A 22,698-nucleotide genomic window follows, 5' to 3' on the forward strand; every position below is an offset into this window, starting at 1 on the left:
GCACCAAAAAAAAGCGAACTTCTAGATTCGCTTTTTTTTATCACAAAGAATCAATCTTCAGGATATTCGAAACGATATCCCACCCCATAAACAGCTTGAACCCATTCATGACGATTACCTGTTTCCGCGGCATCCGAGATTTTACGGCGCAAGTTTTTGATATGGCTATCAATCACACGATCTGCCACTTCAAAACTGTCTGGGTTGATATGATCCAATAATTGCGCACGAGAGTACACCTGACCTACGTGTTCTAAGAATAATTCAAGAAGTCGAAATTCTGTAGGTGTCAAATTTAAAGATTTGTTTTGATACCAAATTCGTTGTTGACCTTTGTCCATACGGAATAAATTATTTTCTTCAGGTTCTGCTTTACGATCTAAACGTCGCAACACTGCTTGAACACGAGCAACTAACTCTTTAGGGCTAAATGGTTTACAAACATAATCATCCGCCCCCATATTCAAACCAAGTACACGATCAATCTCTTCCGTTCGTGCTGTCACCATGATAATAGGCAAATCAGACTGCTCACGGACTTTACGGGTGATCGTGAGACCATCCATACGAGGTACCATCAAATCTAAAACCATTAGACTTGGTTTACGTTGTAAAAAGCTATCATAAGCCTCTTGACCATCGTGAAACATACTGACTTCAAAGCCAGCTGCTTCAAGATAATCTCGCACCAATTGAGCAAGTTCTACTTCATCTTCAACCAGCATCACATGTTTCATATGTCACCCTTCTTCAATTTAAAACGATTTCTTTGGAAATGTAAGGATGCAGCGCAATCCACCCAATGGTGAGTGGTCAAACTTCAAGGAGCCCTTCATGCCTTGTGCAATTTTGCACGATAATGCTAGACCTAATCCAGTTCCGCCAGTACTACGTGTTCTAGAATCATCCGCTCGATAGAAACGCTCACCTAAATGAGCCAATTGCTCATCAGTAAGACCTAATGGGCTATCGTCAACAATCACCGACCAAGTCTTATCGTTTTCGATCGTATGCACATGAATTCTTCCACCGGCTTCCGTATAGCGAATAGTATTACCGAGTAAGTTGACCATAATTTGTTTAAAACGATCTACATCTAATTGTAATTTCGTTCCATGCCCCTCTGCGCTAATCGTGAGATCGGCTTGTTCAAATTTAGGTTTGAAATTTTCAATCTCATTTAACACGACACTCCAAGGGTCAATTTCATTGAAATCAAAATTGAGTTGTTGTGCTTCAGCTTGTGCTAACGCAGCCAAATCTTGTGTTAATTTTTTCAGACTCGAAACTTGTGCCAACATTGAAGCAAAATGTTCAGGCGTTGGTTTACGTATTCCATCTTGCATTGCTTCAATTTGTGCTTGCAAAACAGCCAGCGGCGTTTTTAACTCATGCGAAGTGTCTGCAACCCACTGCTTTCTAGAGTTTTCATGCTGATCTAGAATCACAGCTAACTGATTAATTTCAGTCGAAAGATCGCCAAGCTCATCGTTACGATTTACTTTCACCTGATGCTGAAAATTCCCTTTGGTTAATTCTCGTGTTGCATTTAATAAGCGTTGAATTGGCTTTCTAAAATAAGTTGCTAATAATAAGGCAGCAACCAAACTCGAAATAAATGTCAGAATATATATTAAAAATAAATAACGCTTTTGATTGCTAAAGAAATTAATACTTAAAGCATCATCTTGATCTAAAACAGGTCTTAGCCCGAGATACCCCACAATATTTCCATCAACTGTGATCGGTCGATACGACACCATATTCTCTGATGGTTCACCCAAGATAAACTGTTGTTTTGCATCATATAAGGAAAGTCTAGAACTTAAACCCAAGTGATCAGACATAGATATAAATAGTTTCTTGCCCTGCTGGTATTCAGAAGTTCTCAAACTAGAAAGCTTATTTTCATGTGATTTATCAGAACTGTTCGTGGTTCTTGTCTGATTCTGATTTGAACTTAATGGGAAACGCAATCCTTCAAATGGCTGAAATGCAGAAGGTAAATTTTCTTCTAAGACTTTCAGCTCTTCAGGACTAATAGTTTGCGTTCTTTGTGACTCAATTTCGCTAATTAATGTATGTTCTTTGAAATAACGCTGTTGCAATGCAATATCATATTGGCGACGTAACCACCAACGTGATAGTCGATCATAATCATCGGGTGCAGCTTCACCTTCAATTTGTAAAATCTGAGCTTGAACGGCATTGCCCCAATCTTGATAAACAGAGAATACGCCCGCTAAATTATCGATCAGATGATCAAGCTTTTGCATTTCTACATCAGCTACATATTTGGTGAAGTTTTTTTGCATCGTCCAATGCAGCACACTTAAGCTAACCGTCGTAATGAGCAATGTCGTTAACAGTACTGTAAAAAATAAGCGTAGTGCGATTGGTACGCGACGTATATTCAAATTGAACTCACATTATTTCTTCGTTTTTCAGTATTGTATCTAACACTGATTCAAAAAACTCTCCATTGTTTCTTCATCTTTATTATTTAATCTTTACCTATACCGAATCCAAACAACTTTGGGGATAAACATAATGAAAGCGATGAACAAAATTGTATTGGTGACCACTGGTTTAATCAGTATGGGCGCACTTACTGCATGTCAAACAACAACTCAAGCACCTCAAGACGTTAAAAAGGGTCACTATGATAAAAAACATCATCATAAAGAACGTTTAACACCTGAACAACGCGAGCAATTCAAACAAGCGCGTGCTGACCGTAAAGCGATGATGCAGCAAATTCGTCAAGCATGCGACGGCAAAGCTGTCGGTCAAACTGTTCAAATCAAAACTGATAAACAAAATATTGATGGTACTTGTCATATCCGTTTCGTAGCGGATCGTGCTGATATGAAAAAAATGCATGAGCAAGCACGTGCCCAATTTAAAGCTGAAAAGCCAACTTCGGTCCAAGCTAACCGTTCACAAAAAGGTGAACCTCTCACAGATGCCAAACGTACTGAGCTTGTTCAAAAATTTGATCAACGTTTGATGCAACAGCAAGTTAGTCAAAATGCAAAACTTCAAGCATGCAATGGGCAAACTGATGGTAAAAAAGTTCAAATCAAAGTGGGTGAACAGACTATCAACGGTGTATGTAAAGTTTATTTCAAACCAAATCAACCACTCGTTAAACCAGACTTAAAAAAATCCGCATAATTCAATTCAACTCACTACTAAGTGATTGAATATTAAAAAGGCGCATATTGCGCCTTTTTTTATGTCATAACTTATTACGTTTTTGACTATTCTGTTCACATATAATTCACGAAAAAACTATATACTCTAAACACTTAGCCAAAATTAATATTTTTTCTTTGACTTTACAGTCACACAGAATATGGCTATAAAACTTGTACCAAGCAATAACTTATTGCACGATGTAATAGAACAAAATAGGTGTCGTGGATGACACGACATTTTTTATTAGGATTATAAATCTGGTTTAACCAGTATTGAGGAACCCGATATGCCACAATACAAAGCGCCCTTACGTGATATGCAATTCGTTTTGCATGAATTATTAAATGCTGAAGAACACTTTTCAAAACTCCCTGCATTCCAAGAAAACGTAAGCCGTGAGTTGGTTGATCAATATTTAGAAGCTGCTGCAGATTTCTGTGAAAACGAATTATCTCCACTCAACCAAGTAGGTGACCGTGAAGGTTGTACTTGGAATGATGGTGTAGTTACTACTCCAACAGGCTTCAAAGAAGCATATAAAAAATATGTAGAATTAGGATTCCCATCTTTAGCTGCTGAAGAACAATATGGTGGTCAAGGCTTACCAAACTCTTTAGGCATTATCATTTCTGAAATGATCGGTTCTTCGAACTGGGCATGGGGTATGTACCCAGGTCTATCTCATGGTGCAGTTCGTACAATTGAACACCATGGTACGGAAGAGCAAAAAAATACTTACTTACCAAAACTGATTTCAGGTGAGTGGACAGGTACCATGTGTTTAACAGAATCTCATGCAGGTTCTGACCTTGGTATTATCCGCACAAAAGCTGAACCTAATGCAGATGGTAGCTTTGCAATTTCAGGTGAAAAAATCTTTATTTCCGCTGGTGAGCATGACATGGCGGACAACATTGTTCACATCGTTCTTGCGCGTTTACCAGGTGCTCCGAAGGGAACGAAAGGGATCTCATTATTCATCGTACCTAAGTTTAACTTAACTGCTGATGGTGAAGTTGGCGAGCGCAACGCTGTTCGTTGTGGTTCGATTGAACATAAAATGGGTATCCATGGTAACGCAACATGTGTGATCAATTTTGATCGTGCAACAGGTTACTTGATTGGCCCTGAAAACCGTGGTCTGAATGCAATGTTCACCTTCATGAACACTGCACGTATTGGTACAGCTGTACAAGGTTTGTCTGCTGCTGAATCATCTTTCCAAGGTGCTTTGGCATATGCGAAAGATCGTTTAGCAATGCGTTCACTTTCTGGTCCTAAAGCACCTGAAAAAGAAGCAGATCCTATTATTGTGCATCCAGCAGTTCGCAACTTAATCTTAACACAAAAAGCATTTGCTGAAGGTGGGCGAGCTCTAGTGTACTACCTTGCTCACTATGCTGATATCGTTGAGAAAGGCGCGACTGAAGAAGAACGTAAATTTGCAGATAACATTCTGTCATTATTAACGCCAATTGCTAAAGCATTCTTAACTGAAGTTGGTTATGAAGCTGCAAACAAAGGCGTACAAGTATTTGGTGGTCACGGCTTCATTTCAGAGCATGGTATGGAGCAAATCGTTCGTGATACACGTATTGCTTGCTTATATGAAGGTACCACTGAAATTCAGGCACTTGATTTGTTAGGTCGTAAAGTACTGCAAACTCAAGGTGCGATGTTGAAAGATTTCACTAAAATCATTCACAAATTCGCTGAAGCAAACAAAGATAATGCAGACTTGAAAGAGTTTGTTGAACCTTTGGCTGCACTCAACAAAGAATGGGGCGATTTAACTATGCAGATCGGTATGCGCGCGATGCAAAACCCTGATGAAGTCGGTGCTGCTGCAGTAGATTACCTATACTTCTCTGGTTATGTAACGCTAGCATTCTTATGGGCTCGCATGGCTCAAGTTGCTCAACAACAACTTGCAGCAGGTTCAACTGAAGTTGACTTCTACAATGCGAAAATCACAACAGCTCGCTTCTACTTCAAGAAGATCCTTCCACGCGTTCGCTCACATGTTGACGTAATTGCAGGTGGATTAGAACCATTAATGACTTTGGATGCTGAACATTTTGCATTCTAATGATCCATATTAAATATGTGTAAAAGAAAAAGGACAGTCATAGATTTGGCCGTCCTTTTTCTTTATAAATAAATTCGAGATATTAACCTTTAGTCGTCTAACAAGTCCTAATATGCTTCGATAGACTGCTAAGAACTAAAGATATTTAAACAAAAAAAGGTGAACGAAAATGCCAATCTATAATGCGCCTCTTACAGATATGAAGTTCATTTTGAATGATGTATTTCAAGCTGAACAATTTTGGCAATCAAATGAGAATTTAGCTCATATTGATGCTGCGACAGCTGAAGCTATTTTAGAAGAGATGGCTAAATTCGCTCAAAACGTAACCCTTCCCCTAAATCGCACAGGTGATGAAGAAGGCGCAACTTATAATAATGGATCTGTTACCACACCAGCGGGCTTTAAAGAAGCGTTCCAACAATATGCAGAAGGTGGTTGGATTGGCTTAGGTGCTGACGAAGAATGGGGCGGTCAAGGCATGCCAAAAATGCTGACTGTGCTTGCAGATGAAATGCTTTTTGCAACCAACCCATCATTTATGCTTTACCCACTTCTTTCTGTGGGTGCGGGTATGGCATTAAATAGCTATGCTTCTCAAGAACAAAAAGAAACCTATCTCCCTAAAATTTATTCAGGTGAATGGTCAGGTACGATGTGTCTCACAGAGCCTCACGCAGGTACTGATTTAGGCATTATTAAAACTAAGGCTGAACGTAATGAAGATGGTACTTACAACATCACGGGTACGAAAATCTTTATTACTGGTGGTGACCATGACTTAGCTGAAAATATTATTCACCTTGTATTAGCAAAAACGCCTGATGCTCCTGCTGGTTCACGCGGTATTTCTCTGTTCATTGTACCTAAATTCTTAGTGAATGAAGATGGTACCTTGGGTGATCGTAACCCTGTAAGCCCTGGTTCTATTGAACACAAAATGGGGATCAAAGCCTCTGCAACATGTGTGATGAACTTTGACGGTGCAAAAGGCTATTTAGTCGGTAAAGAAAACGAAGGTCTTGCTGCAATGTTCGTGATGATGAACTATGAACGTTTGTCAATGGGTATCCAAGGTTTAGGCGCTTCAGAATTTGCTTATCAAAATGCTGCTCAATACGCCACTGATCGCTTACAAGGTCGTAGTGCAACAGGTGTGAAATCTCCGAATAAACCTGCTGATAGTATTCTTGTACACGGTGATGTACGTCGTATGCTCTTAAATGCTCGTGCGAACAATGAAGCATCACGTGCATTTGCAGTATATGTAGGTCAACAACTGGATATTACAAAGTTCTCGACGGATCCAGAAGCAGTTGCAAAAGCAAATAATCGTGTTGCTTTGCTCACACCAATCGCAAAAGCATATTTAACAGACACTGCTTTCAATGCGACACTAGATGCCCAAATGGTCTTTGGTGGTCACGGCTATATTCGTGAATGGGGTATGGAACAATGTATCCGTGATCTTCGTATCTCACAAATTTATGAAGGAACGAACGGCGTTCAATCACAAGATTTAATTGGTCGTAAAACGATTAAATGTAATGGACAATTCATCGCAGAATATATCGAAGAAATTCGTGACTTTGCAAATGCATTAGATGCGGACTTAAATTACATCAAAGATGCCACTCTTGATGCTGCAACTGAACTTGAATCGATTACACAAGTTGTTCTTGAACGTGCTGCGGAAAATCCTGATTATGCGAATGCTGCTGCGGTTGATTATTTACATGCGGTAGGCTTACTCAGCTTTACCTATATGTTTGCTAAAATTGCTAAAGCTGCGAGTGAAAAATCAGGTGAGTTCTATGAGAACAAATTATCTTTGGTGAACTACTACATCCAACGCGTTTTACCTGAATTAAATACACGTTTAGCTCGCATCAAAGCTAGCTCTGAAATCGTGATGGGATTTAGCGAAGATTACTTCACAAATCAATCATAAGTTTTATCTTAAAAAAGCCTGATTCTTCAGGCTTTTTTTTACCTGAAATTTGCTTATTTTCAAAGCAACTCATAATAGTCTTCCCTGCTTAGACATAAGATGAGCATGAATTTTGCATCACTCCAATGAAACCATCAGGTTTTTTCAAAGGAGGAGATGTCATGATTAAAAAAGATATTACCGTAGAAAAAATCGAATCCTTATTAGATCGTTTTGGAAATCTAGCAGTTGAGAGCTTCCACTATATTGCGCTCTTTATTATTGGCTGCATGGTAATTTGGTCTGCAGGACATACCGTGATTGATATTCTTACGGTAAAACAATATGCAACGATTGATGACATTCTGTTGTTATTTATCTATTTAGAGCTAGGTGCGATGGTAGGTATTTATTTTAAGACCAATCATATGCCCGTCAGATTTCTGATCTATATCGCCATCACTGCCCTGACACGTCTGTTAATTTCAGATATTCAACATGACCATAAAGCTGATATTGATTTAGTCATCATTACAGGATCAATTTTAATCCTAGCATTCGCTATATTGGTCGTGCGTTTTGCTTCTTGGAATTTTCCATCAGTGATCAGAGATAAACACCAAGATAAACCTTTACCATTTGGAAAAACACCACGCCCTGAAGATGATGAGTTGGCTTAGATAAAGATGGCTTAGACAAATTGGATTAAGCATCTAACGATCATTTGGCATCTGGATATATCGACCATTTTGGTATATCCAATGCATTCCAACTTGTGGTGCAGGAAGACCATAACGACGCCAATCTGAAATCAGCATATACTGACTCATTTCAATAGTACCACCCTGCCCATTTACGAAACTTGACTGCTTGCTAGAATATGTCGTCGTGGTCGGTAAAGACTGTTGATAGATCACTGTAATCCCATTCTGCTGCGGATACGCTGGATAAGGAGGATATGGTCGCTGTAATTGAGGTCTATTCTGAGCAAAACGTGGTTGTTGCAATGGGACTGGCTTACTTAGACGATCTGCATTACCAGTATATATTGGAGTCTGTGTTGGTTTTACAGGTCGAACCTTAGAACCTTGGTAATTACCCCAACTATCTGCAAAAGTATGACTCGTTATTAAAAGAATCACTGAACCCAATAGAGTCTTAACCAATAATGTATTGTTCATCTCTATTACCTCATTCCAAATTTAAGATTACTTTTATTTTCAAAATTCATTCTAAAGCTTAAATATAGATCAATCATGTAGAAATCTTGAACATTATTTAAAATTTTAAATTTAATACTTTAGACCTTTTATTTATCTGCATGAGTCTGTTTGTAAATCTGCTAGACTAACCATTTTTAACTTTGCGAGATTATCCACCGTGCCTGAAATGAGTTTTGATCGCCTGCACCAATTTTTTTGTAAAGTTCCGAGTGTCCAAGAAAACTATATCGATTCTTATGGCACTGATGGTGAACATGCATGGTGGTTTAAATTTCAAATCAATATCGACCATGCCTTAGCTTGGCAAACGGTTCAAGAACTTGGTCATGTATTAAATTACATTTCTAAAAATGAACGCCTACCCACTCAGTTTTTACCAGTGTCTCCTCCACCCTATATGAATGGTGAGGCGAAACAATTCTTATCTTGGGTGATTCAGTGTAATCATCCTGATTTTACGCCAGATGTGGTTTGTGATTGGTTAGAAGCACGTTTACCTCAACCTGTTGAGGATGAGTCTAAGTGGAAAATTAAAACCGATATTAAAGAGCTCGATCAGATTGATGATAAGGAACTCGATAAATTAGTTCCACCGAATCCATAAATGAAAAAATCCCTCTTTCGAGGGATTTTTTTAGAAGGTTGAGAGACCACTCCATTCCATGAATCGATAAATGGCATATTTCATTATTGAATCTTCTGCATATTCTGAGTAATCAACACTCATTTGCTTACCCTCTAAATTCATCCAAGCAGTATCAAAATACTGTACTGCATCTTTAAAAACTTGCTGATTTGAAGAGCCAATAACACGTAAATCAGTTTCTAAATTATAATTTTTCAAATTACGAGCAGTAAAATTAGCCGACCCCAAAATCAGTTCAACCTGATTTGAACTACGCTTAATAATCATTTTTGAATGGCACTGCTCACCTTGTGTATTACACCAGCGTACGTCTATTCCAGCTTTATAGAGCTCTGTCGCGACAGGACGATTTGGAATACCATTTTTAGTACGTCCAAATGCATCTTTGTTCGGGTCTAGTAATACACGAACTTTAACACCGCGTTGGTGAGCTTTAATTAAGGCTTCAATAATTTCTCGCTCTGATAAATAGAACATTGCCAAATCTATTTTTGCATCAGCACCTTGAGCAGATTCAATCAGTTTCAGCACTTCATCATATATTGCTTTTTCTGTCAGTACTTGCACTTGTGGCAACTGTTTATCTTCTGGTACATCTCCCACAATAACCATTGGAATATTTGCTTTAGAAAATAAAGCCACTGATTGTTCAGTTTTTAAAATATCGACAGCTGTATGCCCTTCGACCACAAGTGCTACATTAGAATGGCTTGAGCTTCCATCATGCGGATTCATCGAAGTCACTAGTGTTTTCCATCCCTCGAATGTATCCACTATGATGGTTTTACGATGGTTCGCTTTAAAATTAAAAAGATTTAAATAACTTCGAATGGTAATTTTTTCTTCGCCGAAAGGATTACTTAACCAACCTTTCTCAGCATTGTTTCCTAAATTCTGACAACAAAAATACCAAATGCCCGACCACAGTGGATTCGATGCGCGTAATGGTGATAAATCTGTTTCTATGACATCAATTCCTGCTTGTCTGAGTTGTCGATAGTGCTCTGGGATTATTCCACCATAAACTGAATTTATAGGATCAGTGATTAATTTAATTTCAATATTCGGTGTTAGACGCTTTTTTTGAATGAGTGCTTGGGTCAGTTCTTGTGTTAAGGCGCGATGTTGATTTTGAGACTGACCAGTTTCAGGATTGAACAGAAACATATCTAACACAATTGTGGTTTGCGCTTGCTCAATAAGATTGAGAATTTCATCAAAAATCTGATGCTGCTGTCGCTGACCCGCCGTATCTATATAAGTTTGGTCTGCTAGGAATTTCACATTTGCATGCCGTAATTTACCGGAATAATTAAGCCCTTCTGGTAATGGTTTATAAATATGATAAAGCGCTGAGGCTAAATAGCCGATGGTCAGCATACCGAGAATCAGACCAACATAACGTCGGTTTGACCAATTTAATTTTTGGTGAATTCGTTTAAATAGACGCATAACAAAAAACCTAGTCCGATACTTTCAGACTAGGTTTTAATTTACGTTTTTTCAAGCATTAAACTGTTTTTAACACGTTGAATTAAATTAGAACCCGTATTCAACGCCGACGGTAAAATTACGTCCAATTTGTGGAACATTCGACAAAAATGAATTGTGCGAATAAACCTGATCATCCAACAAGTTATTTGCTTTTAAATAAACCCGATAATCGTTGCGATTGTTTAACTGCCCAGCATAAGACACACCAACATTGACCATGTTATAACCTTGGGTTTCTTTTTCAAAGTCAGCAAATTTATCTTGCTTGAATACATGATAATACTCAGCTAAACCAGACCAACCATCAGCAAAATTGGTTTCCACCTTTGTACCAAGTCGTCCAGCAGGAACACGTGGAGCATTTTCCCCCTCTATCTTGCCTCTTACATAATCACCAAACACACTCACCTTGTAAGTATCATTAATTTGATAGCCTAGCTGAGCCTCAGTTCCATAAAAACGTGCCTTATCCTGCGTATATTTAAGTCCACGTAAATTGCCTTGTTGAGCTACAGTTGCACCATAAATATAGTCATCAAACCAATTGTGATAAACATGAACATGATAATCGAGCTGATCACCTTCATAATGGAGACCTAACTCTAGATTATTTGATGTTTCCTTATCAATATCTGGATTACCTAGCTCATATGTGTTTGTTGCAAAATGAAGACCATCTGCATATAACTCTTGAGCTAGCGGTAAACGTTGTTGATGAGACCCCACTAGAGACAACTTATAATTTGGCGCGAACTCCCAATTAGCTGCAGCTGATCCTGAAACAGCAGTCCCTGAGTAGTTCTTTTGATTGGAATCGACATCAATTTTTTGATGGTCTACACGAGCGCCCAATTCGACATGCACAGGACCAATCTGTTTATGTTCTAGTGCAAATAAACTGTACTTATTGGTTTTTGTATCCGCCATCAGAACATCATGACTATGACCATGATGTTCATGATCGTGATCACTATGATCATGGTCACCATGATCAACTTCATCATGGTCATGTCCCTCAGGCGCATTAAGTTTTATTTTTTGCTGAGATGCTTGTACACCTACAACACCCTCCCAACCTAACAACGGTATATGAACCAACTCTAAACGACCATCATAACCCTTACTTTTAAAGTTACTAATAACTTCATTTTCTTCTAGTTCATCATGCTCGTAATCTGTAAAACTTAAATGAGCTCGCAGCTTTTCAAATCCTTTTAATGGATCATTTAATTCAGTTCGCAAATCATAGCGTTCAGATTTTAAGTCAACCCATGGACCTGCAGCATTTTCGTGTTCATGGTCGTGCGCTGAATTAGGTGGTGGACAATGGAAATGATCTCCATGCAATTCACATCCATGATATTCATGACTATGACCTGGTAATCCATATTTATCTTGTCGATTACTATATGACAGCCCCACAAAACCTCGATCATGGATCCATGAGCCGCCGACATTAACTGTTTGACCTTCTGAGAAGGTATTTTCTACACGTTTAGCACTTTCACGATGAGGCTCTGTCTCACCTTCATGATGATGTTCAGTGAAGTAACCTTTGAAAGGGATATAATCATTGGCTTTATGCTTCGTGCCTTCAACACGAAGTGCAAAATTTTCACCTATAGCTGCTGTTACACCTGCACTCGCAAGTTTTTCATCACTCCCAGAGTTGTAGCGGACGCCCACTTGCCCCTCTAGACCATTAGCTGGCATTTGTGTAGGTATTTTTTGATCAGTCACATTGACTAAACCACCCACAGTACCAGCTGAGTAAAGCAATGTTGAAGGTCCTCGGATAACTTCCACTTGCTTCGCCAAAATAGGATCAACCGTTACGGCATGGTCAGGAGAAAGTGTTGATACATCTGCAGTTTCAGAAGCATGCTGTAAAACTTTTACACGCGGTCCATCTTGGCCACGAATCACAGGACGACTTGCACCTGTTCCATACTGATTAGAATAAACACCCAACTCATCGGCTAACGCATCACCTATGGTTGTTGGTCTTTCAGATAATTTTTTTTGATCAATCACATGATCTGCTACAGCGAAGTCAGCAGCTGTTTGAACCAATGGATGTGCGGTAGAAGAAATTGTATCTAATTGAACATTTTTTTGTTTTTGATCAGCATGTGCTGCGGATGCTATCACTGCCAAGACGGAGGCAGTAATGATATTTTTATGAAAGTTCATACGACAAGCTCAAAATTCGAGAATTTACAATTGTTGTTATAATATAACATTTCAACCAAACTTCAATCATATTTCATTCATTTACTCCAAATTAATTACCTTCATATAATTAAACCAATGGGTTACATATCAATGTTAATCTATAAAATTCGGATAGCATTTTTTTGATATATTTCAGCAATGCCCTTTACAATTTCACATGCTGTACTCGCACCAATTTTGCATAAAGCATCGAAAGGAACACTTCCTATTTCTGCTCTAGCAATTGGTTGCATGGTCCCTGACTTATTTCGTCTTTTTACAGACGAACATATCCAAATCTCACATCAATGGAGCGCATTGCTATATCCCAATTTATTGGTGGGAATGGCATTCTGTCTATTGTGGTATGCACTATTACGACCTACTTTTCTTAGATGGGTTGGTATTTACAATCCCTTAAAACTCTCGAACTTTAGATCTGTCTTTCAATTCTTGGTGCTGATCAATATTTCATTAATCTTGGGTATCAGCAGTCATATCCTTTGGGATGGTTTAACTCATGTTGATTACAGAACCTTTGCTTTTCATGACCTATTAGCTAAACAAATCAATCTTTTCGGACAACACTCCCCCCTCCATCGAATTTTACAGGTCGGTACCTCTATTATTGTTTTGCCCTTTATTTTATGGTTTGCAAAACAGTATTTTTGTACTTACCGTCAATCATTCAGAGTAACCCGTTCTATCACTATTTTTGCTGTGGTATCCGTGCTAATTTCAATATTAGGTGGATTATTTGGATTTATTCATTTCCACTCTAATTACAATACAGCCATTTTAAATGACCTATATGGTTACATTGGCTTCTCAATTAATTATTTCTTTAGAGGCTTTCTATTGACGTTTGCGATTTGTACGCTTGTTTTTCAAATCTTAGATCAATTGGAATTATTCGAAGGATCGTCTTAATTTTAAATTTGCATTAAATAATAGGGCTTTCATAATCTTCTCCTTGTGACTGTAGTCTCAAAGAGGCATAATTCACCCTTTGTATAAAGGCGTTACGCTGTTTACGTATACGCTTTCATTAACCCATATAGTTGGATTTTTAACGCTATGATGCGAACTCATTACTGCGGTTCATTAACCGAAGCTCAAATTGATCAAACCGTTACACTTTGCGGATGGGTACACCGTCGCCGTGACCATGGTGGTGTAATTTTCCTTGATATGCGTGACCGTGATGGTCTAGTTCAAGTGGTTATTGATCCTGATACACCAGAAGCTTTCGAAACAGCTGATAAAGCTCGTTCTGAATTTGTATTAAAAATTACTGGTCGTGTTCGCCGTCGTTATGCTGGTACTGAAAATGCCAACATGGTGAGTGGTCAAATCGAAGTATTAGGTAAAGAAATTGAAGTTCTAGCAGCGTCTGAAACTCCACCATTTCCATTAAATGATGATAATACTAATATTTCAGAAGAAATTCGTTTGAAATATCGTTTCTTGGACATTCGTCGTCCAGAAATGTTAGAGCGTTTACGTTTCCGTTCTAAATTAACAAACCTTATTCGTAACTATTTCGAAGAAAATGGATTCTTAGACGTTGAAACACCTATTTTGACACGTGCGACTCCTGAGGGTGCGCGTGACTATTTAGTTCCAAGCCGTGTATCAAATGGTAGTTTCTACGCTCTTCCGCAATCACCACAGTTGTTTAAACAATTGTTAATGGTGGGTGGTATTGATCGTTATTACCAAATTGCTAAATGTTTCCGTGACGAAGACTTACGTGCTGACCGTCAGCCTGAATTTACACAAATCGACGTTGAAACATCGTTCATGAGTGACGATGACATCATGGATTTAATGGAACGTTTAACAGTTAAGATGTTTAAAGAACTTCTTAATGTTCAATTTGATAAGTTCCCACGTATGACCTATGCAGATGCAATGCGCGACTATGCGTCTGACAAGCCTGACTTACGTATTCCACTTAAACTCGTTGACGTTGCAGATTTAATGCAAGACGTAGAGTTCAAAGTATTCGCTGGCCCTGCTAAAGATCCTAAAGGTCGTATTGTTGCATTACGTGTTCCAGGTGCAGGCTCTCTTCCACGTAGCCAAATCGACGAGTACACTAAATTTGTTGGCATCTACGGTGCAAAAGGTTTGGCGTATATCAAAGTTAACGAACTTGAAAAAGGTATCGAAGGCTTACAATCTCCTATCGTGAAATTCATCGAGCCAATCGTTCTTGATCTATTAAAACGTGTGGGTGCTGAAAATGGCGATATCGTATTCTTCGGTGCAGATAAAGCGAAAGTTGTAAACGATGCAATGGGTGCTTTACGTATCAAAGTCGGTCATGACATGAAGATGGCAACTTGCGAGTGGGCACCACTTTGGGTTGTTGATTTCCCAATGTTTGAAGAAACTGATGATGGAAAATGGACTTCTGTTCACCACCCATTCACGCTGCCTAAATCTAGCGTAGAAGAAGTGAAGAACAACCCAGGTGCTGCATTGTCTGTTGCTTACGATATGGTACTTAACGGTACTGAAATCGGTGGTGGTTCGCTTCGTATTCATAACCTAGAAATGCAAAAAGCAATTTTTGAAGCTTTAGGTATTGGTGAAGAAGAAGCAGAAGAGAAATTCAGCTTCTTATTGAACGCTTTACGTTATGGTGCACCTCCACACGGTGGTTTGGCATTCGGTTTAGACCGTCTTGTGATGTTAATGACAGGTGGTTCATCAATCCGTGATGTGATTGCATTCCCGAAAACGAAAACTGCGGAATGTCCTTTAACACAAGCACCTGCACCAGTTGAATCAACTCAACTTCGTGATCTTGGTATTCGCTTACGTGAAAAACCAAAAGCTGAATCACAAGAATAAAGTTTTGTTGATCTAAATAAAAACCCTGCAACTGCAGGGTTTTTTATTTCATTGAGATACATGCTTAAAAATGGCATAATCGCAGAAAATATTTAAGAGTTCATTCATATGGCTATGCGTCCTGATGTTCGTCGTCATACAATCATTATTATTGTATTTTGCATCGTGCAATGGGCATTTATGCGTTATATCTTGAATGAACAACTATTTAACCTCACTACTTATCAGCGTATCGTGTTCTTTAGTACGAGTAGTTTTATTGCCGCGTTTGGTTCAATCGCTGCATTGATTTATATGGTGATTAAAGGAAATGCGGATAATAAATAATAGAATACTGTAAATACCCCTATTATATTTATTTATGTTTTCTAAGTCCTAGCCAATTTTTGTATAGGTAAAAAATTTAGGGGTTTTCAACATCCACCTCACCTTCCAGTGGAAATGACTAGCATTGGCTCTTATAAAATTTAAATCATTGTTTTTAATTTTATTTAAAAATTTACAGTATTTTATAAAACTAAGCTTTATATATGTATTAAAAAGCACAATATCAAGATGTGAGTAAACCTCTTTAATCTGGCTAACATCTCTTTCAGATCTAAATAATTTGACCCCATGATATAAACTGTTAACATGCTTATCACTAATAGTACAGTTAGTTATACTGGACTCTCGATATCTATAAAATAAAAGCGGTTTATTTAATTCAAATATTTTTAAATTTTTTTATAAATAATGAGTACACATAACATATCTTCAAAATATAAATCTTTAGGAAATTTATATGTATAAAAAAAGATCTTTTATAAATCCTCAACCATGCATACCATCTATTTCGTTTAAATTATTGAAGTAAATAATATTGATCAACCTGATCGACCAAACCAGTTTTTTCAGTTAGATTTAGCTCTTTATTGAAGTTATGTCGACTCTGTTCAATTGCATTAAAATGAATCAAATCGATATTCTTTTCACTTTTTAAAATAGCAATAATTTCACCAATATAATTTTCCATCACTTTATCATCAGAATCTAAGAAAGCTATATAATCACCTATAGCCAAATCAAGAACATTATTTCGAGCCATACTCAGACCCTGATTTTCTTGATTTATAATTAAAATATTTTTTAGTTCAGATTGACTCTCTAAATAATTTTTCAATATAGGAATAGATTGATCTTGAGAACCATCATTAACAAAAATACACTCCACTTCAGAAGTAAGTTGATTGAATAAAGAATGAATACAATCCTCTATGTAATCTTCAACTCCATAAACAGGAACAATAATACTTAAAATAATTTTTGAAGATTTATTATACATTGTGATCGCATTGAATAGTTGGGTAATAATTTTCTATATGATTTCCTAGGCTGATAATAGTTTATTAAAATAATTAATCTTTTTGTAAGAAAACTTTTTGTATATAAAAATATACTGGTCAAATTTAAAAATAAATAAAATTTAAGAAATTGTAATAGTGTTTATAATTTATTAATTTTTTAAACATGAGCCTAAAATGAGGTTCTTAAATTATCATTTAAGAACCTCACTATGTTGAAAAATAGCTATTCAATAATTTTTATTAATTCATTCCTCACTCTAGGATATATAGCTTCTGCATACATTGACGTAATGTGATCATCATCCCTATAAATTGGTATATTAGATTCATATGTCAAACATTCATCCCCCTTACAAAACAATTCATTCCAATCAAGTGAAATAATGAGGTCTGCCAATCTTTGAGATGGATCAGTATCCTGTAAATAGCTTCCCTTTTTATAAGCACAATTTTCAGGATTTGTGAAATTATTGATTAAACAATAGTTTGGTGAAATGGAGAATCTTGGATTATCACGTATTCCAATAATTTTTACATGCTCTTGCTTATCTATAATATTTTTCCACGCCTTAACATAAGAGATTGGAACATTTTCCTTCAAACTGGACTCATCAGGATAAGTTCTAGTAGAGTTAGTTATAAGATAGTTAACTTGGCGACTACCCAAGAAATCAAGTAGTTTCTCATTCCACTCTAGACAACTTGAATCGTATAATTCATTTTCAAAATTAGCCCCTAGAGGGCAACCACTCTTAGTGATTTGTACAATTTCAACTTTGAATTCATTTGCAAATTTAATAATTGTTGGAATCCATTGTTCAATATGTGATCCACCAACAACATAGATCGTTTTATTTGCACCTTGAACACCATGTGTACAAATTTTTAAATCAGAACTATCACCGTATATTGAACAATCTTTAATTTGATGTTTTAACCCAATACCCTCAACCACTTTTAAAGCATCAATTAATTCAAAATCTTTTGTATTGTTTAAATACCAGTCATCGTATGCTAGTTTTAAGCGCTCTCTCTCAATATCTCTCAATATGGAAAAGGTAAGCGAAAAAGCTACTATAATAGATAGAATTATGGCATAGAACTTCACTTTTTTTGCATTATTAATAGTTATTAACCCATTCAAAAAATTTACTATTAATACAAAAAAAACTGTTAATAAAACTACAACCATCCCGTTAATAAAGTTTAATTTAGCCAGGCCGTAATAAGCCTTATAAATTATAAGTATTGGCCAATGTACTAAATATATTAAAAATGTATATTTTGAAATTATTTTAAATACATTTAATTTTAAAAAACTAACACCCCAAAATTTTTCATTATCCAACAATACCACTAATGCAACAACTACAGGTAAAATTGATGCAAGTCCAGGGTAAGGTAGTAAATTAGGAACAAACAATGCATTAATTATAAGAATTAAGATTAAAATAGGTATGCCAAATGTTGTAAATAAAATAATTTTTTTATCACCTTTATTTAATACAATTAAATAAGCCAATACACCAAAAAAAAACTCCCATATTCTCGTCAAGGGATGAAAGTAAGCATATGATTCATCAGTATAGGTTTCATACAAACCATAAAAAAAAGAAAAAATTATTATTAAAATTGCAACAAAAGAAATTCTCTTAATATTAAATTTAGAAAAATAAAATATAAATGGCAAAAATAAATAAAATTGAAATTGAATAGATAAGGCCCAAAACTGCTGAAAAGGGTTCAAAAAACTAGAGTTTAAATAATTTAAATTATTACGAATTATGTACAAATTCTCACTAAAACCAATACTTTTTGAAGCATGTTTTATTATTTCAAGTCTATTACCTAAATCTAATACAAACCAAAAAAATAAAGTAAGGCTAACAACCAAAGCTACAGGAATAAATGTTTTTGATAATATTTTTTTCCAAAAATCAAGAAATATGTTCAACAAGCTTGACGAACTCATCTTCATCAGAACTGCTGTCATAAAATAACCTGATATAACAAAGAAAATATCTACACCACCAGATATTTTTTCAAGCCAAATATGACAAATGACGATTAAGATAGCACTTATAGCCCTTAAACCCTGAATATCATTTCTATAAATTGACTTCATAAAATTTAAAATTCATTACAATCTACTAAATACTTTTAAAATTAAAAATTCAATCCTGAATAATATTCGAATGATAAAATTTTGACGATTAACAAACTTAATCTTAAAATCATTCAACAAGTTATATTCATTTAATTTAATAAAGTGTTTCAATACACTTGCACCATATTCAATTTGTTTTAACTTAAACTTTTTCTTATTATTTAGATACACCACTAAATCAGCTCTTTCAGTTGCAATAAATTTCTTATTTTTATTTTTATGAGTTAAACCGTGTGTTTGAAATTCAATGAATGTTATCCCCCCTTCAAAAAATTTAAAATTCACATATTCGCTTAATGCTGCAAAAAAACGCCATTCTCCACCACCACGAATTTTCTCATTAAATCGAATATTTGTTCTTCTCAACAAATTAGCTTTCAAGAAATGTGTTGTATCTCTTCTAATACTTTTTCCAATCAGATAGTCATCCACATAATTATAGCTACCCTGAAGTTTATTCAGCTGAGTAAGTGATTTCTCTGATTGATGATCAATTTTTCTTGATACAAACCACTCAAAGCTTTTAAATTCATTTATCTCTTTTAATGCATTTTTCAAAGTATCTTTATCAAAGAAATCATCATCATCTAAAAAAACTATGAAGTCGACATTATTTTCTAATAAATACTCTATTCCTTTATTACGTGAGTAACAAACCCCTTGATTTTTTGAATTTTTTAAATAGTGATGCTTTTCATTTATTAATTTAATTAATTCACCATTAACTTGCTCTGAGTCATCGACTATAACTTGAAGCCAGTTACTATAAGATTGATTTTTTACGCTTTCAATACACCTCTTTAAAAGTTCAGGTCTATTATACGTAGGAGTAACAATCCCGAATTTTAACACTTCGATTATTCCTTTAATTCGCTTATCTATTAAACATTTCAGTTAATTTTAAATAAGAACTTACTGCAAATATTTGACCAAATTTTTTTTCTAACTTCAAAGGATTCAATCCTTTCAAACTAGCACTTTGTATTAATTTAGCTAATTGATCTATATTTTGAACATCAACTAGATATTCCTCATCCAATATTTCATTAGGCCCAGAAGGGCAATTGGTACTAATTACTGGCACATTTAAAGCCAATGACTCCAATATTACTAGGCCTAGCCCTTCAAAATCAGACGATAGCACCATAAAAGAAGCATGTTTCATGTAGGGATACGGATTTTTCTTGAACCCGGTAAAAATTACTTTATGTTGAATATTTAATTCATTAACTAATGTCTTAGCTTGATCTACCAATTCTCCTGTACCAACTAGCACTAGTTTTTCAGAAATATTTGCCTTAGCGTAGGCTTTAATTAAAATATCATGTCGTTTTTGAAATTTAAATTTTCCAACATTGACTATATATGGCCCTGCTATATCTGGTATGAACTCATTGGCGGAAGTTTGAATATCATCAATATCAATTGGGTTATAAATCGTTTGAATATTTTCACTATTAAATAATTTTTTAAAATCTTCAGTTACACCTTGGCTTACACCGATACATGGCTTAGATAAATAAATTTTTTTTAATTGATTTAGTAATTTGTCATTTAAGCAACCAGCGTATTCTTGACTCGTTGTATTGTGAATGACCATATGAATGTTTGGTAATTGGCTTCTACTTAAAATAAAATCGACAGGAAATAAATTAGATAAAACCAAATCAGGAGTACCCACTTGATCTAAAACGAATTTATCAAATGAACTCGCGGCAATTTTTGCACGCATAAATTTAGGTATAGCACGAAATTTTTGATAATTAAAGAAGTGTATCTTCACTCCCTCAGGAATAGGTAAATCTATAATATCTTTGAAATAAACAATATGTGCTTCATGTCCTGCATTATTTATACCTTTGGCTAAAGTTAATGCGAAACGTTCAGCACCGTTACCTTGTAAAGTAAAAATAGCAAGTACAACCTTTTTTTTCTTCATAATTCGATATTCAATATTGTTAAAAATGTGCCTTATCAAGACGAATAAATCGCTTTTGCGCTTTAAATATGACTTGCATATAGCGACATCCCATAGCCAACTGACCGATGATCCGTCTCTTTCTAAATACTCTTTTTTCCATAGCAGAAGAATAAATTGGCTTGTGATGTTCTGAACGTCCGATCACTGATTCAAACTGCTCTGCAGGTACAAGACCATAAGCTACCATTTGATCTTCTTGAATAATTGCGGCAGGCTCAGCTTGTAAACTCTTCAATCCATAATGGCTAAAAATAAAACCATCAGCAATTGCAGGTGAGGTTTCTGCTAAACGTTGTAATAACTTCTTTGCGCCCGATGGATAGAGTAAATATCCTGCTGCACCTGTTCGGTCTTGATATAGAGTATATAGCGCAGTTTGTCCAGCGACTAATTGATATTCTGGTTTTTTAGAAAAAATTTTTTTACGACTACGTACTTCAAAATTAATTAAATCTATATCTTTAAAATTATAATTTTGTATTTCTTCAAGTAACTGAGGAATATGACATGATAAGACTGCATCATCCTCTAATATCAATGCTGGTTCATTAGTTTTAATAACAGTTTCCCAAGCTTTCTGATGACTCAAAAAACATGCTACCTCCACCTTACGCAAAGGTCTTTGCCAACCAAACCCTAATAATTGATATTGTGAATCATCGATATCATCAACTGATACAGCAGCTAAACGCTGAAAAGATAAACCCAAATCATCAAACTGTTGAGTCTGAAAAGCCAAACGCTCTTTTGAACGCTCAAGATTTATAATCAAGATCTGCATGGATTACCACCAACGTGTTTTTTCACGCGTATGTCTTTTTTTAAAACGCACATAGACAGTATCATTAACGTCTTGATTAATCCGCTCAAAAATTTCAATAACCAATTGACCTAATGGATGATCAGTACATATCTGGTCTAAACGCCAACGCATATTTCTCAATGTATCATCAGTACCCACTGCAAAAGCAGATGTACCATCAAATAGAGCATAACGTTGTGACTGTAAATGATTTAGACACTCTAGATTTTCTTCCATCTGATGATCACATAAATAGCGTTCCGTTTCCTGAAGCTTTAAAGTATTAATAAGAACCACAGCATTCATCAAAATTGCTTTCAGAAGAGAATCTTCATCATGATCAATGAAAGTATCACACGCTGAAATTAACCATCGTATATTTAAGGATTTCAGTAAAAAATCTCGCTCTTTAAGCCATAAAGATTTAAATTTTAGATAGTTATCTGTCGTATCAACATCTCGGCGCATCAATACAATTAGACTAGCATGATAATGATTCAACGCAGGTTGACCTACGAACTCATCTTTGAGCTGCTCTATATGCTGCTTCAAATCTTTCGCTGATCCATGGGTATAGCGTGTTTCATCACCTTCAATCAAGTTTTCTTTCAACGCATTAATATCTATACCTTCAAATTGCGCATAGACCTCATCTGCACCAAAACGACGTTGATGCCGACTAAAGGAGAACCATTGTTCGAATTTACTTTTTTTTCTAACAGGCATTATAAACCACCATTAAA

General features: G+C 35.9%; 19 protein-coding genes. 8 read left to right on the forward strand and 11 right to left on the reverse strand.

Annotation, left to right across the window (positions count from 1 at the left end; all coding sequences use genetic code 11):
- Positions 1–50: 50 nt before the first annotated feature.
- Positions 51–737, reverse strand: a complete 687-nt coding sequence (locus AC1M9A_RS10415; protein WP_092767563.1) for a response regulator — start codon at positions 735–737, stop codon at positions 51–53.
- Between the two features lie 18 nt (positions 738–755).
- Positions 756–2,417, reverse strand: a complete 1,662-nt coding sequence (gene baeS, locus AC1M9A_RS10420) for a sensor histidine kinase efflux regulator BaeS (RefSeq protein ID WP_035265564.1) — start codon at positions 2,415–2,417, stop codon at positions 756–758.
- A gap of 133 nt (positions 2,418–2,550) precedes the next feature.
- On the opposite strand from baeS, the gene AC1M9A_RS10425 reads away from it, so the two are divergent.
- The 4 genes from AC1M9A_RS10425 to AC1M9A_RS10440 all read left to right on the forward strand — a co-directional run bounded on the left by AC1M9A_RS10425 (position 2,551) and on the right by AC1M9A_RS10440 (position 7,900).
- Positions 2,551–3,177 carry a hypothetical protein gene (locus tag AC1M9A_RS10425; protein WP_180028281.1) on the forward strand — a complete coding sequence of 209 codons (627 nt, stop codon included), beginning with the start codon at positions 2,551–2,553 and terminating at the stop codon, positions 3,175–3,177.
- A gap of 310 nt (positions 3,178–3,487) precedes the next feature.
- Positions 3,488–5,290 (forward strand): acyl-CoA dehydrogenase C-terminal domain-containing protein, encoded by a 1,803-nt coding sequence (locus AC1M9A_RS10430; protein WP_180028280.1) that lies wholly within the window; start codon positions 3,488–3,490, stop codon positions 5,288–5,290.
- A gap of 169 nt (positions 5,291–5,459) precedes the next feature.
- A complete protein-coding gene (locus AC1M9A_RS10435) occupies positions 5,460–7,241 on the forward strand; it encodes an acyl-CoA dehydrogenase C-terminal domain-containing protein (protein WP_180028279.1) in 1,782 nt (593 codons plus the stop codon).
- Between the two features lie 161 nt (positions 7,242–7,402).
- Positions 7,403–7,900, forward strand: a complete 498-nt coding sequence (locus AC1M9A_RS10440) for a phosphate-starvation-inducible protein PsiE (protein WP_180028278.1) — start codon at positions 7,403–7,405, stop codon at positions 7,898–7,900.
- 33 nt (positions 7,901–7,933) lie between these two features.
- On the opposite strand, the gene AC1M9A_RS10445 is transcribed toward AC1M9A_RS10440, so the two are convergent.
- The gene (locus AC1M9A_RS10445) at positions 7,934–8,401 is read right to left on the reverse strand and encodes an RcnB family protein (protein WP_481589245.1); all 468 of its coding nucleotides are present in this window, start codon (positions 8,399–8,401) and stop codon (positions 7,934–7,936) included.
- A 199-nt stretch (positions 8,402–8,600) separates the two neighbouring features.
- On the opposite strand from AC1M9A_RS10445, the gene AC1M9A_RS10450 reads away from it, so the two are divergent.
- Positions 8,601–9,047 carry a hypothetical protein gene (locus tag AC1M9A_RS10450; protein ID WP_092767573.1) on the forward strand — a complete coding sequence of 149 codons (447 nt, stop codon included), beginning with the start codon at positions 8,601–8,603 and terminating at the stop codon, positions 9,045–9,047.
- A 30-nt stretch (positions 9,048–9,077) separates the two neighbouring features.
- On the opposite strand, the gene AC1M9A_RS10455 is transcribed toward AC1M9A_RS10450, so the two are convergent.
- Positions 9,078–10,541 carry a phospholipase D family protein gene (locus AC1M9A_RS10455; RefSeq protein WP_180028276.1) on the reverse strand — a complete coding sequence of 488 codons (1,464 nt, stop codon included), beginning with the start codon at positions 10,539–10,541 and terminating at the stop codon, positions 9,078–9,080.
- Positions 10,542–10,628: 87 nt separating this feature from the next.
- On the reverse strand, positions 10,629–12,776 hold the full coding sequence (gene znuD, locus AC1M9A_RS10460; RefSeq protein ID WP_180028275.1) for a zinc piracy TonB-dependent receptor ZnuD: 2,148 nt from the start codon (positions 12,774–12,776) through the stop codon (positions 10,629–10,631).
- A gap of 180 nt (positions 12,777–12,956) precedes the next feature.
- Here znuD and AC1M9A_RS10465 point away from each other — a divergent pair, with 180 nt between their 5' ends.
- The 3 genes from AC1M9A_RS10465 (at position 12,957) to AC1M9A_RS10475 (ending at position 15,986) form a co-directional block, all read left to right on the forward strand.
- Positions 12,957–13,727 carry a DUF4184 family protein gene (locus tag AC1M9A_RS10465; RefSeq protein WP_481610150.1) on the forward strand — a complete coding sequence of 257 codons (771 nt, stop codon included), beginning with the start codon at positions 12,957–12,959 and terminating at the stop codon, positions 13,725–13,727.
- Positions 13,728–13,874: 147 nt separating this feature from the next.
- A complete protein-coding gene (gene aspS / locus AC1M9A_RS10470; protein ID WP_035265578.1) occupies positions 13,875–15,659 on the forward strand; it encodes an aspartate--tRNA ligase in 1,785 nt (594 codons plus the stop codon).
- 108 nt (positions 15,660–15,767) lie between these two features.
- Complete coding sequence (locus AC1M9A_RS10475; protein WP_481593534.1) at positions 15,768–15,986, forward strand: hypothetical protein; 219 nt, start codon at positions 15,768–15,770, stop codon at positions 15,984–15,986.
- A 517-nt stretch (positions 15,987–16,503) separates the two neighbouring features.
- On the opposite strand, the gene AC1M9A_RS10480 is transcribed toward AC1M9A_RS10475, so the two are convergent.
- The 6 genes from AC1M9A_RS10480 to AC1M9A_RS10505 all read right to left on the reverse strand — a co-directional run bounded on the left by AC1M9A_RS10480 (position 16,504) and on the right by AC1M9A_RS10505 (position 22,681).
- Complete coding sequence (locus AC1M9A_RS10480; protein WP_481610151.1) at positions 16,504–16,983, reverse strand: glycosyltransferase family A protein; 480 nt, start codon at positions 16,981–16,983, stop codon at positions 16,504–16,506.
- Positions 16,984–17,228: 245 nt separating this feature from the next.
- A complete protein-coding gene (locus tag AC1M9A_RS10485; RefSeq protein ID WP_481610152.1) occupies positions 17,229–19,130 on the reverse strand; it encodes an acyltransferase family protein in 1,902 nt (633 codons plus the stop codon).
- Positions 19,131–19,145: 15 nt separating this feature from the next.
- Complete coding sequence (locus tag AC1M9A_RS10490) at positions 19,146–20,024, reverse strand: glycosyltransferase family 2 protein (protein WP_481610153.1); 879 nt, start codon at positions 20,022–20,024, stop codon at positions 19,146–19,148.
- 22 nt (positions 20,025–20,046) lie between these two features.
- Positions 20,047–21,111 (reverse strand): glycosyltransferase, encoded by a 1,065-nt coding sequence (locus AC1M9A_RS10495; protein ID WP_481610154.1) that lies wholly within the window; start codon positions 21,109–21,111, stop codon positions 20,047–20,049.
- Positions 21,112–21,130: 19 nt separating this feature from the next.
- A complete protein-coding gene (locus AC1M9A_RS10500; protein WP_481610155.1) occupies positions 21,131–21,934 on the reverse strand; it encodes a glycosyltransferase family 25 protein in 804 nt (267 codons plus the stop codon).
- A 3-nt stretch (positions 21,935–21,937) separates the two neighbouring features.
- The gene (locus tag AC1M9A_RS10505) at positions 21,938–22,681 is read right to left on the reverse strand and encodes a hypothetical protein (protein ID WP_481597944.1); all 744 of its coding nucleotides are present in this window, start codon (positions 22,679–22,681) and stop codon (positions 21,938–21,940) included.
- Positions 22,682–22,698: the final 17 nt, after the last annotated feature.

The organism is Acinetobacter sp. ANC_7634 (assembly GCF_056779875.1).

Bases quoted from the DNA above. Each gene is read 5' to 3' on its own strand.
- AC1M9A_RS10415 (WP_092767563.1), bottom strand. From the start codon at position 737: ATGAAACATGTGATGCTGGTTGAAGATGAAGTAGAACTTGCTCAATTG.
- AC1M9A_RS10425 (WP_180028281.1), top strand. From the start codon at position 2,551: ATGAAAGCGATGAACAAAATTGTATTGGTGACCACTGGTTTAATCAGT.
- AC1M9A_RS10430 (WP_180028280.1), top strand. From the start codon at position 3,488: ATGCCACAATACAAAGCGCCCTTACGTGATATGCAATTCGTTTTGCAT.
- AC1M9A_RS10435 (WP_180028279.1), top strand. From the start codon at position 5,460: ATGCCAATCTATAATGCGCCTCTTACAGATATGAAGTTCATTTTGAAT.
- AC1M9A_RS10440 (WP_180028278.1), top strand. From the start codon at position 7,403: ATGATTAAAAAAGATATTACCGTAGAAAAAATCGAATCCTTATTAGAT.
- AC1M9A_RS10445 (WP_481589245.1), bottom strand. From the start codon at position 8,401: ATGAACAATACATTATTGGTTAAGACTCTATTGGGTTCAGTGATTCTT.
- AC1M9A_RS10455 (WP_180028276.1), bottom strand. From the start codon at position 10,541: ATGCGTCTATTTAAACGAATTCACCAAAAATTAAATTGGTCAAACCGA.
- znuD (WP_180028275.1), bottom strand. From the start codon at position 12,776: ATGAACTTTCATAAAAATATCATTACTGCCTCCGTCTTGGCAGTGATA.
- AC1M9A_RS10465 (WP_481610150.1), top strand. From the start codon at position 12,957: ATGCCCTTTACAATTTCACATGCTGTACTCGCACCAATTTTGCATAAA.
- aspS (WP_035265578.1), top strand. From the start codon at position 13,875: ATGATGCGAACTCATTACTGCGGTTCATTAACCGAAGCTCAAATTGAT.
- AC1M9A_RS10475 (WP_481593534.1), top strand. From the start codon at position 15,768: ATGGCTATGCGTCCTGATGTTCGTCGTCATACAATCATTATTATTGTA.
- AC1M9A_RS10480 (WP_481610151.1), bottom strand. From the start codon at position 16,983: ATGTATAATAAATCTTCAAAAATTATTTTAAGTATTATTGTTCCTGTT.
- AC1M9A_RS10485 (WP_481610152.1), bottom strand. From the start codon at position 19,130: ATGAAGTCAATTTATAGAAATGATATTCAGGGTTTAAGGGCTATAAGT.
- AC1M9A_RS10495 (WP_481610154.1), bottom strand. From the start codon at position 21,111: ATGAAGAAAAAAAAGGTTGTACTTGCTATTTTTACTTTACAAGGTAAC.
- AC1M9A_RS10500 (WP_481610155.1), bottom strand. From the start codon at position 21,934: ATGCAGATCTTGATTATAAATCTTGAGCGTTCAAAAGAGCGTTTGGCT.
- AC1M9A_RS10505 (WP_481597944.1), bottom strand. From the start codon at position 22,681: ATGCCTGTTAGAAAAAAAAGTAAATTCGAACAATGGTTCTCCTTTAGT.